16 protein-coding genes are annotated in these 16,341 nt (G+C 67.0%); 6 read left to right on the top strand and 10 right to left on the bottom strand.

What is annotated here, in order from left to right; all coding sequences use genetic code 11:
• Positions 1–47 precede the first annotated feature (47 nt).
• The 7 genes from EOV43_RS10200 to ctaE form a co-directional block, all read right to left on the bottom strand.
• Entirely contained in the window at positions 48–1,076 is a 1,029-nt protein-coding gene (locus tag EOV43_RS10200; RefSeq protein WP_128221191.1) for an LLM class flavin-dependent oxidoreductase, read from the bottom strand.
• Between the two features lie 23 nt (positions 1,077–1,099).
• Positions 1,100–1,423 (bottom strand): winged helix-turn-helix transcriptional regulator, encoded by a 324-nt coding sequence (locus EOV43_RS10195; RefSeq protein ID WP_128221190.1) that lies wholly within the window; start codon positions 1,421–1,423, stop codon positions 1,100–1,102.
• On the bottom strand, positions 1,420–1,767 hold the full coding sequence (locus EOV43_RS10190) for a tetratricopeptide repeat protein (RefSeq protein ID WP_128221189.1): 348 nt from the start codon (positions 1,765–1,767) through the stop codon (positions 1,420–1,422). Before EOV43_RS10190 ends, EOV43_RS10195 begins: the two co-directional genes overlap by 4 nt.
• 178 nt (positions 1,768–1,945) lie before the next feature.
• A complete protein-coding gene (qcrB, locus tag EOV43_RS10185; RefSeq protein WP_128221188.1) occupies positions 1,946–3,613 on the bottom strand; it encodes a cytochrome bc1 complex cytochrome b subunit in 1,668 nt (555 codons plus the stop codon).
• Positions 3,610–4,683: a cytochrome bc1 complex Rieske iron-sulfur subunit gene (gene qcrA / locus EOV43_RS10180; protein ID WP_128221187.1), complete on the bottom strand. Its 1,074-nt coding sequence runs from the start codon at positions 4,681–4,683 to the stop codon at positions 3,610–3,612. Before qcrA ends, qcrB begins: the two co-directional genes overlap by 4 nt.
• Complete coding sequence (gene qcrC / locus EOV43_RS10175; RefSeq protein WP_465263380.1) at positions 4,680–5,552, bottom strand: cytochrome bc1 complex diheme cytochrome c subunit; 873 nt, start codon at positions 5,550–5,552, stop codon at positions 4,680–4,682. Before qcrC ends, qcrA begins: the two co-directional genes overlap by 4 nt.
• 33 nt (positions 5,553–5,585) lie before the next feature.
• Positions 5,586–6,236 (bottom strand): aa3-type cytochrome oxidase subunit III, encoded by a 651-nt coding sequence (ctaE, locus tag EOV43_RS10170; RefSeq protein WP_128221185.1) that lies wholly within the window; start codon positions 6,234–6,236, stop codon positions 5,586–5,588.
• Between the two features lie 153 nt (positions 6,237–6,389).
• Here ctaE and EOV43_RS10165 point away from each other — a divergent pair, with 153 nt between their 5' ends.
• From EOV43_RS10165 to EOV43_RS10145, 5 genes are all read left to right on the top strand, one after another.
• Positions 6,390–6,815: a DNA-binding transcriptional response regulator gene (locus EOV43_RS10165; RefSeq protein ID WP_128221184.1), complete on the top strand. Its 426-nt coding sequence runs from the start codon at positions 6,390–6,392 to the stop codon at positions 6,813–6,815.
• Positions 6,812–7,846, top strand: coding sequence for an anthranilate phosphoribosyltransferase (trpD, locus tag EOV43_RS10160; RefSeq protein ID WP_128221183.1), 1,035 nt, complete (start codon positions 6,812–6,814; stop codon positions 7,844–7,846). Before EOV43_RS10165 ends, trpD begins: the two co-directional genes overlap by 4 nt.
• A 106-nt stretch (positions 7,847–7,952) precedes the next feature.
• A complete protein-coding gene (locus EOV43_RS10155) occupies positions 7,953–9,350 on the top strand; it encodes a sugar transferase (RefSeq protein ID WP_128221182.1) in 1,398 nt (465 codons plus the stop codon).
• Positions 9,351–9,355: 5 nt separating this feature from the next.
• A complete protein-coding gene (locus EOV43_RS10150; protein ID WP_128221181.1) occupies positions 9,356–10,690 on the top strand; it encodes a hypothetical protein in 1,335 nt (444 codons plus the stop codon).
• A gap of 19 nt (positions 10,691–10,709) precedes the next feature.
• Complete coding sequence (locus tag EOV43_RS10145) at positions 10,710–11,453, top strand: DUF4422 domain-containing protein (RefSeq protein ID WP_164878697.1); 744 nt, start codon at positions 10,710–10,712, stop codon at positions 11,451–11,453.
• Here the strand turns inward: EOV43_RS10145 and EOV43_RS10140 are convergent.
• Together EOV43_RS10140 and EOV43_RS10135 are read right to left on the bottom strand one after the other, a co-directional pair.
• Entirely contained in the window at positions 11,413–12,216 is an 804-nt protein-coding gene (locus EOV43_RS10140; RefSeq protein WP_128221179.1) for a hypothetical protein, read from the bottom strand. The genes EOV43_RS10145 and EOV43_RS10140 overlap by 41 nt on opposite strands.
• Before the next feature lie 506 nt (positions 12,217–12,722).
• Positions 12,723–14,042 (bottom strand): hypothetical protein, encoded by a 1,320-nt coding sequence (locus EOV43_RS10135; RefSeq protein ID WP_128221178.1) that lies wholly within the window; start codon positions 14,040–14,042, stop codon positions 12,723–12,725.
• A 197-nt stretch (positions 14,043–14,239) separates the two neighbouring features.
• On the opposite strand from EOV43_RS10135, the gene EOV43_RS10130 reads away from it, so the two are divergent.
• Positions 14,240–14,518, top strand: coding sequence for an Lrp/AsnC family transcriptional regulator (locus EOV43_RS10130; RefSeq protein ID WP_128221177.1), 279 nt, complete (start codon positions 14,240–14,242; stop codon positions 14,516–14,518).
• Between the two features lie 50 nt (positions 14,519–14,568).
• Here the strand turns inward: EOV43_RS10130 and EOV43_RS10125 are convergent, their stop codons facing one another.
• The gene (locus tag EOV43_RS10125; RefSeq protein ID WP_128221176.1) at positions 14,569–16,332 is read right to left on the bottom strand and encodes a DEDD exonuclease domain-containing protein; all 1,764 of its coding nucleotides are present in this window, start codon (positions 16,330–16,332) and stop codon (positions 14,569–14,571) included.
• Positions 16,333–16,341 lie beyond the last annotated feature (9 nt).

The raw sequence follows: 16,341 nt of genomic DNA, 5'->3' as shown, positions 1-16,341 counted from the left end.
ACTCCGCGCCCTTCGCGCATTTCTGCTCCCACTTGCCAGGGGACTGATCAGTCCTGCAGCATCTCGCGGACCAGGGGTGCGACCTCGGTGCCGTAGAGGCGGATGCACTCCATGAGCTCCTCGTGGGGCTGAGGGCCGTTGGTGTACTTGAGGTCGAAGCGACTCAGGCCGAGTTCCTTGACCGTGCTGGCGATCTTGGTGGCGACCGTCTCGGGCGATCCGACGAAGAGTGCCCCGTGAGAGACTTCCTGCTCGAACTGAATCCGGGACATCGGACCCCAGCCACGCTCCGCCCCGATCCGGTCACGGCTGGCCTTGAAGTGCGGGTACAGCAGGTCCTTGGCCTCATCGTCAGTGCCCGCGACGAAGCCGGGCGCGTGGACGCCGACGGGGAGTTCGGGGAGATGGAACTCGGCGAGTGCGCGGTGGTACAGATCCACGAACGGGGCGAACCGCGACGGTGAGCCGCCGATGACGGCGAGCATCATCGGAAGCGAGTGTCGTGCGGCGCGGACGACCGACTCCGGCGAGCCGCCCACCCCCACCCAGGCGGGCAGCGTCCCGCGTTCGGTCTGCGGGTAGACCTGCGTCGACTTCAACGGTCGGCGGTGGCTCCCTGTGAAGGCCACCGGCTGCTCGGTGCGCAACTGGCTGAACAACTCGAGCTTCTCTTCGAACAGGATCTCGTAGTCGTCGAGGTCGAGCCCGAAGAGGGGGAACGACTCGGTGAACGAACCTCGACCCAACGTCACCTCGGCGCGGCCCGACGAGAGCGCGTCCAGGGTGGCGAACCGCTCGTAGACGCGGATCGGGTCCTCCGAGCTGAGGACGGTCACGGCCGTGCCCAGGGTGATCCGCTCGGTACGTCCCGCGATGCCGGCCAGCACCACGTCCGGAGCAGTGATCGCGAAGTCCTCGCGGTGGTGCTCGCCGACGTTGAAGACGTCGAGCCCGACCTCCTCGGCCAGGACTGCTTGGTCGACGATCTGGCGGATCACCTGGTGGTGGGGGAGGGGAGTGCTGTCGGGGCCGTGGGGGACGTCGCCGAAGGTGTCGAGGCCGAGTTCGAGAGTCATGGCTGCTCCTGGAGAAGTAGGGGTCACGCGTCGAAGAGATGGGGATGGAGGCTGACGAGCTCCTCCAGTGCTGTGAAGGTGGGCGCGAGAGCGTGCGTCTCTGCCGTGCAGCGGTAGGTGCCGTCGCGATGTTCAAGGAGCCCGAGGGACACGAGCTCACGAAGCCGGGCTGCAAGCACGGCGTGGCTGATGCCTGGGACGGCCTCGAAGAAGTCGCGGTAGCGCGTGGCGCCGTCCAGTGCTGCGGCCGCGACGGCGCCACAGCGGGAACGACCGAGCAGCGCCAGTGCTCTGTCGACACGACGACACGTCGGGGAACCGACGTGTGCCGCGTCAGGGATGCTCACACCTCTTCGCCGAGCGTCTCGGCGCGGAGACGGTACTTGGCCGCCTCCTCCTTGTTGCCTTGGCGCTCCAGTGCGCGACTCAGGAGCAGCGCCATGTAGCCGTTGGTCGGGTCGGCGAGGAGAGCCTCGCGGCTCGCGTTCACCGCAGGTGCCAGACGAGCCGAGTGGTAGTACGAGCGGGCGAGGAGCTCGCGGACCTGGGCCAGGTAAGAGACGTCGGCTTCAGGGTGCTCCAGAATGCCTTCCAGCGTGCGGGCGGCGCCGATGTAGTCCCGCTGGCTGAACTGCTCCTCGGCCCAGCGCCAGGCGTCGTAGGGGCTCTGGTGCAGCATCGACAGGTTCATCGTGCACTCCTCCGTGGATCTCCGGGAATCCACTCTGGATTCCGTAGCGTCCAACGGTGGCCGCCTAGTCGTTATTCCGCGCGGAAGGAGGGAGAGCCGGCGGGGGAGTGGGGTGTCCCGAAATGGCCGGAGGCCCGACACCCTGATGGGTGTCGGGCCTCCGGAGAGATCCAGTGGATCAGTGGGCGTTGTCAGAGCCCTCGATCTCGTCGTGGTGCCCGTGGTGCTGGGCAGCCTCGAGTTCGGCCGGGGTGGGCTTCTGGACGTTGTAGCCGTACCACCAGGCAGCGCGCTTGGCGCGGCGGCGGTCCTTGCCCTTGAGCTTGGCGATCTCGACGTCGCTGAGGACCAAGTTGTCCTCGCGGTCACGCTCGGTCAGCGTGAAGGCGGCGTCGGCCGAGAGGGCCTCGTGGCGCTCGGAGTAACCACCGTCGACAGAACGCTCGACGACGCCGGTCTCGCGGCCGTGGAGGAGGACCTCGTTGTCGTGACGCTGGAGCGAGATGCACCAGCGACGGGTGACGATGAACGCGATCACCGGTCCGATGAACACAGCAGCACGCAGGAAGTACGTGATGTTGTTGATGCTGCTGTCGAACTTGATGGCGATCAGGTCGTTACCACCGGCGGCCCACATCAGACCGTAGAAGGTCATGAAGGCGACCATCAGGGCGGTACGGGTCGGGGCGTTGCGCGGGCGCTGGAGCAGGTGGTGCTCGCGCTTGTCGCCGGTGATGGCGGCCTCGACGAACGGCATCGCGGTGACCAGGGCCCAGAAGGCGATCGGCAGGATCAGGATCGGAAGCAGAATGTTCCAGCTGATCGTGTAGCCGAAGATGACCGACTCCCAGCCCGGGATGATGCGGAGAGCACCGTCGGGCCAACCCATGTACCAGTCAGGCTGCGAACCAGCGGTGACCTTGGATGGGTCGTACGGGCCGTACTTCCACATCGGGTTGATCGTCAGCAGACCACCCATGAGGGCGATGATGCCGAAGACGCTGAAGAAGAAGCCACCCATCTTGGAGATGTAGACGGGGAGCAGCGGGTAACCGACGACGTTGTCGTTGGTGCGGCCGGGGCCAGGCCACTGCGTGTGCTTGTGGTACATGACCAGCATCATGTGCGCGGCGATCAGGGCGAGCAGGATGCCCGGCAGGAGCAGCACGTGCAGGATGTAGAAGCGCTGGATGAAGATCTCACCCGGGAACTCGCCACCGAAGACGAAGAACGACATCCAGGTTCCGACGATCGGAGCGGCCTTCATGAAGCCGTCCGCGGCACGCACACCCGTACCCGAGAGCAGGTCGTCGGGGAGCGAGTAGCCGGTGAAGCCCTCGATGGTGCCGATCAGCAGCAGGAGCGAGCCGATGACCCAGTTGATCTCACGCGGCTTGCGGAACGCACCGGTGAAGTAGACGCGCATCAGGTGGACCATCATCGAGCCGATGAAGATCATCGCGGCCCAGTGGTGCATCTGACGCATGAGGAGACCGCCACGCACGTCGAACGAGATGTTCAGCGTGGAGGCCATGGCCTCGGTCATGTAGACGCCGCGGAGCTGGTCGTACGAGCCCTCGTAGACGATCTCCGACATGCTCGGCGTGAACCAGAGCGTGAGGAAGATACCCGTGATGAGCAGGACCACGAAGCTCCACAGGGCGATCTCGCCCAGCATGAAGGACCAGTGGTCGGGGAACACCTTGCGGATGTTCTTCTTGGCGAGCGAGGCCAGACCGACCCGCTCGTCGGCCCAGACGCCCAGCTGACCAATCTTGGTGCTGGGTGCCGCGGCGGCAGCGGCAGTGCCGTTGCTGTGAGCCACCTTGGTGGTGTCGACACTCACTTCTTCTCACGCTCCCAGTAGCTCGGTCCGACTGGCTCGGTGAAGTCGCTCTGCGCGATGAGGTAGCCCTCGGCGTCGACGGCGATCGGGAGCTGCGGGAGCGCCCGGTGAGCCGGTCCGAAGACGACCTTGCCGCTGTCGGCCAGGTCGAAGGTCGACTGGTGGCAGGGGCAGAGCAGGTGGTGGGTGGTTCGCTCGTTGAGCGAGATCGGGCAACCGACGTGGGTGCAGATCTTGGAGTACGCAACGATGCCGTTGACGTCCCAGTTCTCGCGACCCTCGCCCGGCTTGATGTCGTCCGGGTGCATGCGGAGCAGGATCAGCGAAGCCTTGGACTTCGCGACCTGGACCTCGCCACCGTGCATCTTGTGCTGACCGGTCTTCTCGTCCACCTCGAGGAGGGAGAACGGCTGAGCGTTGACGAGGTCACCGATCTCGAGCTCGGAAGCCAGGATCGGGGTGCCGACGACGTCGCGAGCGATGCGCTCGCCCTTCTTCCACAGGGTGTGGCGCAGGCCCTCACCCTTGTCCGCGTCGTCGACGTCCCAGGGGGACGGACCGAGGTCGCGGAAGGAGACCAGCGCCATGGCGCCGGCGCCACCGAGGGCGGCGAGGAGGGTGTTGCGCACGAGCGGGCGACGGGCGATGCCGGCCTCGGCAAGACCCTTCTCCAGCTCAGCGATGGCGACCGCGCGGTCCTCCTCCGGGGAGGCGACTGCGTGGCGGTAGTCAACGACCTCGACGTCGGTCATGAGCTTGCGCGACCACTGGATGACACCGATGCCGATGCACATGAGCGCAAGGCCCATGGTGACGCCCAGCGCAACGGTGGAGGCACCGAAGCCGAGCCAGGTGTCCCAGTCGTCGCCGACGCTCAGCTTGAAGTAGCTGACGATGAAGAGGACGGCGAAGACCAGGGACGCGACGAAGAACATCGCAACCTGGCGCTCGGCGCGCTTCTCGGCCTTGGGGTCGACGTCCGTGGGGCGCGGGGTGTGCGCCGGGACGCCGGGGTTCGGGAACAGGTCGTTCTCCGTCACCTCGGGGAGGTTGGAGTCGTGGTTGCTCACGCTTCCACCTTGCCCTTCTTCGAGCGGGTCGTGTGGGCGGCGATCCAGATGGCGAACGCGACGGAACCGCCGACGCCGAACAGCCAGGCGAAGATGCCCTCAGAGACCGGGCCCAGGCCGCCGAGGCCGAAGCCGCCGTACTCGGTCGGGTTCTCGATGGACTTCAGGTACGCGATGACGTCGCGCTTCTGCTCCGGGGAGAGGTTGCCGTTGGAGAAGACGTCCATCGACTGCGGGCCGGTGAGCATGGCCTCGTAGATGTGCTTCTCCTCGACGCCCTTCAGCGCGGGAGCGTAGCCGCCGCGCGGCATGGCGCCACCGGAGCCGTTGAAGTTGTGGCACGCGGTGCAGTTGGTGAGGAAGATCTGGCCACCGTTCTTGATGGCCTCCTGACGCTCTTCCGCCGACAGTCCGTCGATGCTGTAGTCCGACTCGGTCGGAACGGCCGGTCCGGCCCCGAGGGAGGCGACGTAAGCAGCGAGCTGCTCGGTCTCTTCCTCGTTGTAGGCGACCGTCTTGCGAGGCGCCTGGGCGCCGGGCTGAGCCATCGGCATGCGGCCGGTGCCGACCTGGAAGTCGACTGCGGCGGCACCGACACCGATGAGTGACGGGCCGTACTGCTGGCCGTCACGCTGGGTGCTGATGCCCTCCGCGTTGAGGCCGTGGCACGACGAGCAGCCGACCAGGAAGAGCTCGCGGCCCTTCTCGATCTTCGCGGTGTCGGACTCGGTCTCGTGAGCTGTTGCCGGGGAGAAAGCGGCGTACAGCCCGCCGGTCATCAGGAGACCGGCGAGCAGTACGGCAAGCCCCGCGAGCGGACCCCGGCGTTGCCGGGAGAGCCGACCTGCGGCTCGGTTAAGGGAACGCAATTGTCTAAATCCTCTTCAGATCCGGATCGGGACTCACTGGATGAGGTAGATCGCTGCGAAGAGCGCGATCCACACCACGTCGACGAAGTGCCAGTAGTACGAGACGACGATCGCGCTGACTGCCTGCTCGTGCGTGAAACGGCGCGCCACGTAGGTGCGGCCGAGCACGAAGAGGAAGGCGATGAGTCCACCGATCACGTGGAGCCCGTGGAAGCCGGTGGTCAGGAAGAACACCGATCCGTAGGCCGAGTCCTGGAGGGTCACTCCGTGGTGGACGAGCTCGACGTACTCGAGAGCCTGTCCAGCGACGAAGATCGCGCCCATGACGTACGTGAGGATGAACCACTCGCGAAGGCCCCAGCCCTTGAGGTTGAGCAGGGAGCCCTTGCGGCCCACCTGCCCACGCTCAGCCGCGAACACACCGAACTGGCAGGCCACGGAGGACAACACGAGGATGGTCGTGTTGCCCAGAGCGAACGGCACGTTGAGATGCGCCGTTTCCTGTGCCCAGAGCTCGGGGACGTTCGCGCGAATCGTGAAGTACGCCGCGAACAGAGCCGCGAAGAACATCAACTCGCTGGAGAGCCAGACGATCGTGCCCACGCTGACCATCGAGGGTCGGTCGTGGTCACCGTGAAGTCGGGATGCCGGAATAGCCGTCGTTGCTGTCGCCACGGAACTCATTATGTAGGTAACCGGCCCCGGAGGCACCCCGGGGTCCCCGTCTTGGTCGGATTTGCACCCACCTGAGCGTGAAAATTCACCTCGAACCGCACTACAGAGCGTCGTAGACGGTTGCTCGGAGCCACGAACGGGCGGGGGCGGTACGATCCGCAGGTGAGCGACACGACCTCGGCACGGCCCGTGATCCAGAAGGTGCTCGTCTACTCCGACGACCGCGACGTCCGCGACAGCGTGATGCTGGCTCTGGGCCCCCACCCGGACCGGTCCGGTGGTGAGGTGCACTACGTCAACGTCGCGACGGCAGCCGTGGTGCTCGACCACGTGCGTGCCGGCGACGTCGACCTGCTCGTCCTCGACGGGGAGTCCGCACCGGTCGGGGGGACCGGTCTGGCGAAGCAGCTGCGCGACGAGCACCCGACCTGCCCGCCGGTGGTGCTGCTGACCGGCCGTCCCCAGGATGCGTGGCTGGCCACCTGGAGCGGCGTTGACGCCGTCGTGTCCCACCCGATCGATCCCGTTCTCCTCGCCCGGACCGTCGCCGGTCTGCTGGCCGACCCTTCCCCGGAGGTTCCCCGATGACCGCGCACCACTGGCCCGAGCTGCTCACCACGCTCGTGGCTGGACAGGACCTCACCGTCGACCAGGCCACCTGGGCGATGGAGGAAGTCCTCGCCGGACTCTCCACGCCCGCACAGATCGCCGGATTCGCGGTGGCCCTGCGCAGCAAGGGAGAGACGGTCGAGGAGCTCATGGGTCTCTCCGCCGCCATGCTCGCTGCCGGCAACCCGATCCGGGTGAGCGGTCGGCTGCTCGACATCGTCGGCACCGGTGGGGACCGCTCCATGTCGGTCAACATCTCCACGATGTCCGCCATCGTCGCTGCCGCTGCGGGAGCCAAGGTCGTCAAGCACGGCAGCCGCTCCGCGTCTTCGGCCTGCGGGTCTGCCGACGTGCTCGAGGCTCTGGGCATCCGCCTCGACCTGCCGACCACGCGTGTGGCGGAGATCGCGGACGAGGTGGGCATCACGTTCTGCTTCGCTGCGGCTTTCCATCCGGCCATGCGCCACGCCGCGGTCCCGCGTCGTGAACTGGGCATCGCCACCACCTTCAACTTCCTCGGGCCGCTCTCCAACCCCGCCCGCCCCGCCGCCCAGGCGATCGGCTGTGCCGACGCCCGGATGGCGCCGCTCATGGCCGAGGTCTTCGCACGTCGTGGTCTCGAGGCATGGGTATTCCGTGGCGACGATGGGCTCGACGAGCTCACCGTCACCGGAACCTCCACCGTCTGGGCAGTCCAGGGCGACAGCGTGGTCCGCACGGTCGTGGACCCCCGCGACCTCGGCCTCTCCCTCAGCCCGATCGAGGACCTGGAGGGCGGCAGCCCCGCGGTGAACGCGGAGGCCGTGCGCCGTCTCCTGGCCGGCGACAAGGGCGCTGTGCGCGACGCGGTGCTCCTGAACTGCGGTGCGGCTCTGGCCGTGCACGAGGGAGCGGGCGGCGACGTCACGGCTGCCCTGGCCGCGGGCATCGACCGGGCGCGCGCTGCGATCGACTCCGGTGCGGCCGAGAAGCTCCTCGGCGACTGGGTCGCCGCGTCCACGAAGGGCTGAGCGGCCCCGCCGGGCGCCTTCGACGGTCACTCTCCTCAAACGGCTCCGCCGACACCGCAAGCCGATCTAACCTCCTGCAGAGGACTGGTGGGACGGCAGGGGAACGATGACGGCACGGGGTGTGGCCATTGGGCTTGTGCTGAGCGATCTGTTTGTTCTGATCAGTGCCTCTTGGGTGGCCATGTTGGTGAAGTTCGGCCTTGCCACGGAGGAGCGGACCTGGGGGCCGATTGAGCTCACCTATCCACAGTTGGGCCTCGCGCTCACCGCGGCCTGGTGTTGGGCCCTGTCGCTCAGCGAGTCGCGGTCGCGGGACGTCCTCGGAGGCGGACTCGAGGAGTACAGGCGGTTGGGTCGTGCGACGCTCTGGACGTTCGGCACCGCGGCAGTGCTCTCGGTCCTGCTGAAGATCGACTTCTCGCGTGGCTACGTCGCTGTTGCGCTTCCGGTGGGCTTGGTGGGCCTGCTGCTGTCCCGCTGGACGTGGCGACGGATCATCCGACGGCTGCGTTCCCGGGGACACTTCGTGGTGCCGGCGCTGGTCGTGGGCAGTCGAGACGCTGTCGATCGCGTGAGTCGGGAGTTCGAATCGCCTCTCAGCGGCCATCGGGTCGTCGCTGGCTGGGCAGCGGAGGACGTGTTCGCCACCGATGGCGGAGACGGCGCGAAGATCGCTCCTGCGCTCGTTCGCGCAGTTGGGAGCAGCGGCGCCAAGGCCGTCGTCGTCACCGATCCGGGCGAGCTCGGCCACGAGGGGATGCGCGCCCTGAGATGGGCCCTGGAGGAGGACGTCGAGGTCCTCGTGTCTCAGCATCTCGTTGATGTTTCCCCGGAGAGACTGGCCCTGACGTTTGTCGGAGGGCAGCCGTTGGTGAAGGTCGAGGAGCCATCCTTTGCACGCGCGGGCGGGGCGCTGAAGGCTGCCTTCGATCGCTTCTCGGCGCTGATTCTCCTGATTCTGTTCTCCCCGGTGCTGCTGGGGGTGGCAGCGGCGGTGAAGATCTCCTCGCCGGGGCCCGTCTTCTTCCGTCAGGTCCGCATCGGGCGAGACGGAGCAGAGTTCATGATCTGGAAGTTTCGATCGATGCGCGTCGGAGCAGATGCTGACCTGCGGCAGATGCTGGAGGAGACGGGGACCTCCGGGAGTCCGCTCTTCAAACCGAAGGACGACCCCCGGATCACTGCGGTGGGCCGCTTCATCAGGCGCACGTCTCTGGACGAAGTGCCACAGCTGCTCAACGTTCTGAACGGCACGATGTCGCTCGTCGGGCCACGTCCCCAGGTGCCCGAGGAGGTTGCTCTGTACCGGGGAACAGAGTCGCTCAGGCTTCGGGTGCTTCCCGGGGTCACCGGGTTGTGGCAGGTCTCCGGGAGATCGCGTCTGACCTGGCAGGAGGCGGCTCGTCTCGATCTCTACTACGTGGAGAACTGGTCCATGCTTGTGGACCTCGTCATTCTGTGGCGCACGGTGGGCGTCGTCCTGCGTGGAGAAGGAGCGCGATGAGATCGATGCTGGCCGAAGACAGAAGAGAGGCGCGCCCGGACCGTCAGCCGTGGGTGCCGTCTGCTGGCCGTCGGAGGAAAGTGGCGTTGGCCGTCCTCCTCGGTCTGGCGGTGACGTATGTCCTGACGGTGTCCCTCGAACCCAGTCTGGACGTGGTCACGGCCAACCATGGTTCGTGGTTGCTCGCCGTCGAGCACACGAGGTGGGTGCCACCGGAGTACTTGCAGGATCACCTTCTGCGTGACGTCTGGATCGGGAGGAACGAGGAGCACGACGTCACCAGCCGAGCCCCTGGAGTGGTGATTCTGGGGCTCCCGGCCTACGCCCTCTTCGGCGGTGACACATTCTCGGTCCTGCCCGCAGCGTTGACAGCGGCACTGGTGACGGCGAGCGCCATGACTCTCCTCTTCTTGGCGCTTAGCCGGGTCGCGAGCCTCCGTCTCGCTCTCGTCGGAACCGGCGTCGTCGCGCTGGCCACCCCGGTGTGGTCAGTGGCGGCAGACGGTATCTGGCCCCACACGCTCACCGTCTTCGCGGTCTGTGCCGGCGCATGGGCGGCGGCGCATCGAAACTGGTGGGCGCTGGGTCTTCTGCTGGGGGTCGGCATCTGGGGGCGCTCACACTTCACTCTGGTGCCGGCTGTGGTCGGAATCTGGGTGGCGCTCTCGCGGAGGGATCTGGGGATCCTGGTGAAGATCGGGGCGGGCAGCGCCCTTTCTCTCTGCGGGACGGTGCTGTGGAGTCGTTGGATGTTCGGTGTGTGGACCCTCACCGGCTCCTACCGTGTGGGTTCGGTTTCTGATCTCACTGACCGATACGAGCATCTCTGGAGCAACGAGCTGGGGCTGTTCCTCTCGCCGGAGCGTGGCGTCCTTCCGTGGACGCCGATCGCGTTGGTCTGCGTTCCGGTGCTGGTGATGGGGCGCGTGAGAGTTCCTGACTGGGCATGGGCGCTGTTGAGTGCTGGCCTTCTGTACACCGTGGTGCAGGGATTCGCTCAAGTGTTCCACGGCGGAGACACGTTCTGGGGACATCGGCTCGGCATCGAGTTCGTGGTGTGCGCTGCACCGTCAGTGGCCCTCGCCTTCACCAATTCCGGGAGGAGGACGCGTTCCCTGTTCGCAGCACTGCTCGGCGTCCAGGTCCTGTGCATAGCCCTGGGCTCGATCCTCAATCTTCCGGGCGTCGTGGCTGAGGAGGCATGGCGAACAAACGCCGTGCTGGAGGCGGCGAAGTCGGCGCCTGTGCCGATGAGCATCCTTCTTCTCGCGGCGGCGGGTCTCGGGTATGGGGTGAACCGGAGAGCGAGCCGTGACTCCATGGGCGCAGATGTCTTCTGACGTCGGGTCCCTGCCCGCCATGGTGATCGCCACCCACGCCCCGGCTGTCTTTGCCGAGGACCGCATGTACCTGCCGGTGCATGCTGGTCGAGCGTTGGCGAGCCCAGTCGCGGGTACGTACGGAGACCACGAGGGCCACTCGATCTCAGAGCGCAACGCTCATTGGTGCGAGCTCACAGCCCTCTACTGGGTCTGGTGCAACCGCGAGAACCCGTCAGGCCTTGGGCTGAGCCATTATCGGCGCTACTTCAGAGGCGAGGCGCAAGGGCCGAAGGGCACGCGAGTCCTGTCCGGGATCGAAGCGGCAGGGTTGCTGGCAGACTTCGACGTGGTGCTCCCGCGGAGACGTTACTACGTCGTCGAGACAGTCCGTTCACACTATGCCCACGCGCACGTGGAGAGCGACCTGTCGGTGGTGGAACAGGTCCTGGAGGAGTGCTCGCCTCATCTGCTGCCGGCGTGGAATCGGGTGATGCAGCGCAGATCATTGAGCCTCTACAACATGTTCCTGGCGCGTCCTGAGCATGCCGAGGCGTACTGCGCATGGTTGTTCGAAGTGCTCGAGAAGGTGGAGAGTCACATCGATCTGGATGGGCGGAACGCCTATCAGGCTCGGGCCCTGGGGTTTCTCGGTGAGCGTCTCCTCAACGTGTGGATCGAAGGACATCCGGAGCTGAGGGTTTTGCGCCGACGCGTGGTTCAGGTGGGCGGCGAGCCGGTGCTCAGGAAGGCCGTGGCGATGTTGCGTCGCCGGTGGGGATGAGTTTCTGGACACGGCTCAGTTCTCGGATCTGAACCGCCAGCACGCATGCCTCCGCGGCACACACCGCTCCGGCCACTCCTCCGGCCGAAGGCGCCCAGACGGCGGCTGCCGCACAGGTCACGAGGCACACCACCAGGCCGCAGACACTAGCCCGCACTAGTCCGACGGAGTGGCCCGAGGCATCGAGTCCGGCGACTCCCAGGGACGACGTCACGACCAGGCAGGACAAGGCGATCCCGAAGCACACTGCGGTCGGCCATTCCATGATGATGTCACCACGTGTGTAGATCCGTGACGCTGCAGGAAGGGCAGTGGCGAATCCTGCTCCGATGGCAGTGGCGACCATCGTGAGCGGAACCAGAGCCGTCGCCATGCGCCGTAGCGTCAGGGCGCCGGAGGCCGATGGGACATGCCCGTGCAGGCTCTGGGCCACCGGAAGGGAGAGGGAGAGCGCCATGCGGTAAAGGCGTTCGCCCAGCGCGAATGTGGGGAGGCCGGTGGGGAACCAGCGCGCCACCACAAGGATCGGCAGGCAACTGTTGAACGCGGCGAGCAGTCCTGCGGTCAGGCCGGGAGCCTGGGCCGTCATGGCCCAGCGCAGCTCCGCTCGCGTGAGCGTGTGCGATCTCGACCGTGTCGACCTGAGGACGTCGTTCTGGACGAGTGCCATCGCGGTCAGCGTCGCCACCAGGTTGGCGCCGGCGTGGGTCTTGGCGTCACCGGTCAGGTGGGCGAGAAGAGCGCCCGAGAGGATCCCGGTCATGGTGGGAACGGTTGTCAAGATGAACAGGCGTCCGGGGGCCTTGGTCCCCACGTAGAACCAGGCCGGCGTCATGCCTATCTGAACCACGGACACGAAGGCAGCCAGTCGGGTTGCTGTCTGGTCGGCAGTCGGCACCACGGACGTGACTGCCATGACCACGGCGCAAGCGACAGGCGCGAGCAGCCAGCTCACGGTGATGGCAGCTCGGACCCACACCGCTCGCGCATCCGGTGAAAGGGCCGCGGTGCGGGCCCCTCCCGTCGTTGCCCAACCCCAGCTGGCAAGAGAAGCCGTCAGGACACCGAGGGTGGTGCCGACGGTCAACCCGCCCCACTGGTCAGCCCCCAAAGAACTGATCAGGACGGGGAACGTGAAGAACTGGGCGAGAGCGGTGAGGACGACGGACGCGGCGAATCCTGCCCCAGTGGACAGTACCTGACGGCCTGCCAAGGGTGCCGTCGACTCGTCGTTCCCGTTCCCGTTCCCGTTCCCGGTCCCGGTTGAGTTCACGGTGCCCGGAGGTGCGTCATCGGTGTTGTCGCGTCGACATCCCGTTTGCGCGGCGCGATGTCCTTCGCGACGACCACCCAGCCCTTGTCCTCGATCAGGGCTGCGGTGAGAGCGCTTTCGCTCGGCAACAGCGCCTCGCGGAGTCCGAGACCCGTGATCTCCTGGTACCAGCCGGGCTCGAGTCGTGAAAGGTTGTAGTTCCGCTTCAGCTCGGAGTTGGTGAACATGTCGCCGTAGCCATGCATCAAGATCTGGAGATCGCGGTGCCGCCACATGTCGTAGCCGCCTTCGCCCCAGTCGTTGAGCAGGGCTGTGCCGTGGGGGAGTGAGTCCACCGAGGCATGTGCTGCGCTCGTCGCGCGAGGGTCCTGCTCGAGTCCCTTGGACCACACTGTGCAGGACACAGCGATCTCCGCTGCAGCGATGACGACGATGGGTATCTCCCACGGTATGCGTCGGGCGCTGCCGGGATCGGTGCCGAGAAGAGCCAGCAGTGGTACGGACATGGCGACTCCGATCGGCACTGTGCGGGCGGAGTAGAGGATCCAAGCGCATGACAGAAGAGCGAGAAGCAGAGGGGCCCATCCCGAGTCGCGTTTGCGACTGGCCAGCACGATGGTTGCGAGCACCAACAACACTGCGAGCACACCCGTAAGGTTGCGGAAGTTGGCGGGCCCCCATTCGAGGAAGTACTCGCTGATCGCTCCCACCCTGAAGACGGCCCGGTAGACGTCGAGACCTACGGGTGAGATCAACACGATCAGGGCTGACGCGGTCAAGCACGTGGCGTGCTTGCCGAGTTGGCGCGGGCGCACGGAGCGGTCGACCGCCATGCCCAACACGGCGGTGGCTCCCACGAGGAGGGCGACCGGCCACATGCCGTGGAGGGCGGACCACAACCACGTCAGCCCGATGGTCCACCAGGGAGTGCGTCCGCTGCGCAGGCTGCTCGCCCACGCACCGGTTACCAGCGCGGCGAAGGCGTAGCTGAGCACCTGGGGGCGCCCGGTGAGGTACATGGCGCAGGAAAAGAGAGCGACAGGGATGATCAGCGCCGACCAAGCGAAGGTCCCCGCGAATCTAGTGCTGAAGTAGAACGAGAAGGCGAGAAACACAACTGCGAGAGCGGTCAGGACGGCCACTCCCCGGAGGCCACCCCACGCTTCGGCCTGGGCCATGCCGAGCTGGGCGAGCCATTGGGTGCTCGTCCAGTCCCGGTTCGCGAACTCGGTGACGGTTCCCGGGGAGGAGATGCTCCAATCGGCGCGGAACTCATCCCCCAGGCGCAGATGGAAGAACGTGTCGGCGTTGGTCACGGGGCGTAGCACTGCCCTCACGATCACCGCCACGAGAGCGACGAGGAGCAGCAGCGGTCCGGCGTCTCGCAGGCGCGAGACGAGGGAAGGAGCATTGGACACGGCTCGACATTCTCACGCCGAGCCGGACAGGAGGGCCGGAATGCTGAATTCGATCGCCTTGCGGGGGCCTGCCGGGACGTGGGTAACGTGAACCCATGATCACCGCCATCGTCTTCGTCAAGGCCGAAGTCAACCGTATCCCCGAGGTCGCCGAGGCGATCGCGTCCCTCGAGGGAGTCAGCGAGGTCTACTCCGTGACCGGCAAGATCGACCTGATCGCGCTGGTGCGGGTCCGTCAGCACGAGGACATCGCAGCGGTGGTGGCGGACCGACTCAACAAGGTGGAGGGCGTTCTGGAGACCGAGACGCACATCGCGTTCCGCGCCTACTCCCAGCACGACCTCGACTCGGCGTTCGCGCTGGGACTCGACTGACCCACGGTCTGGCCGACGCGCTGTCCTGTGACGGCCCGTGACGGCACGTGTCAGCGTCGTCGCGGGCGGCCCGTCAGTCCCTGCTCCGAAGGGATGACGGCGGCATCGCGCGCCTGCGCCGCCGGCTGCCAGACCGACAGGTGCGAACCGGCGCCGGGGTACGGGGAGGCCCACGCGCCCTCGACCTCGACGAGACGGACGCCGTCCTGCTCGAGCCAGCGCAGGGCGAGTTCGCTCTCCTCCGACGTGGCTGCCGGCAGTGGTCCCGAAGTCGGCACCACCGTCTCGGCGCCAGCCTTGAGCACCCGGACGTACTCCCAGGCATCGGCACGGGGCGGGATCACCCCGGCGGCAGTGAGTCGGCCGTGGGCGAACACATGCACCGACCAGTGCCCGTCGTCCTCGCGTCGCGACGCGACCAGCGCTGCGACCGCGGTGAAGGCACGCAGGCGCTGGTGCCGTGCCGTGGCGCGTGCGAACCGGACGGCACGGTCCCGAAGGTCAGCCGCCTCCTCGTAGCGTTCCTGCTCGGCGCGCACGGCCATCCGTTCGGAGAGCGAGGCGAGCACGGGGCCGGGGCTGCTGTGGGCCGAGGCACGCAGGGCGTCGAGGGTGAGGAAGTACTCCTCGCGAGTGACACCGCCTACGCAGGGGGCCGAACAGCGCCCCAGATCAGCCAGGGCGCACGAGGACCCGGTGCCCTTGGCTGGCATCCGGCCACCGCACTGGCGCAGGGTGAACGTCTCGTGCAGGGTCTCGACGAACGATTCGGCAGCACTGCGACGGGGGAACGCGCCGAGTACGACGTCGTTCTCCGTCGTCGACCGGACGATCGAGAGGCGGGGCCACGCCTCGTCGGTGACCTTGACGAAGACCGTCTTCTCCGCAGTCCGGGAACGTCGGTTGAAGCGCGGCTTGTGGGCGGCGATGAGGCGGAGTTCGCGCACCGCGGCCTCCAACGGTGTCGCACACTCGATCGCGCGCACCCGCTCCGCCAGTGCAACCATGTCGCGCATCCGACTCCGGCTCTCCGACGCGGTGAAGTAGGTCTGCACCCGTTTGCGGACGTTGCGTGACGTGCCGACGTAGAGCGGGAGGCCCGCGGCGTCCTCGAAGACGTAGACCCCGGGGCCGGTCGGCAGGCCGTCGGCGAGGTTGCGCTTGCGTCGCTGCGCGTCGCTGACCTGCCCCGACCAGCTGCGCAGTTCCTCCAGTGTCTGGACCCCTTGTCCACCGAGGCGACCGATCAGCGCGTGCAGCACGTCGACGGTCGCTCGCGCGTCGTCGAGGGCCCGGTGGACCGGTGTGGTGCTGGCGGAGAAGAGCTTGGCCAGCGTCTCCAGTTTGCAGTTGGGGGCCTCGTCCCGGGTGACCACGCGCCGGGCCACGGTGACGGTGTCGACCACCTCGAAGCCGGGCCACTCCCGACCCTGCTCCTGGGCGAAGTGCTTGAGGAAGCCGACGTCGAAGGGAGCGTTGTGGGCCACGAGCACCGTCCCCGCCGCGAACTCGAGGAAGGCGGGCAGGACCGACTCGATCCGGGGAGCGCCGTCCACCATCGCGTCGTCGATGCCGGTCAGTCGAGCGATGAACGGAGGGATCGGTCCGCAGGGGTCGACCAGGGTCGCGAACTCACCCAACACCTCGCCGCCACGCACCTGCACTGCGCCGATCTCGGTGATCATCGCGCCCTTCGCCGCGGAGCCGCCCGTGGTCTCGAGGTCGACGACGGTGAAGGTGAGGTCGGCGAGGGGGCGACCGAGTGAGGAGAGGGGGAGTTGGTCGTCCCACATCGGGACGCCTGTGGTGCTCATGAACCCAAC

The organism is Nocardioides yefusunii (assembly GCF_004014875.1).
GTDB classification, from domain to species: Bacteria; Actinomycetota; Actinomycetes; order Propionibacteriales; family Nocardioidaceae; genus Nocardioides; species Nocardioides yefusunii.
Note: the sequence above shows the minus strand (reverse complement) of the source record. Positions and strands in the feature narration are given on the sequence as shown.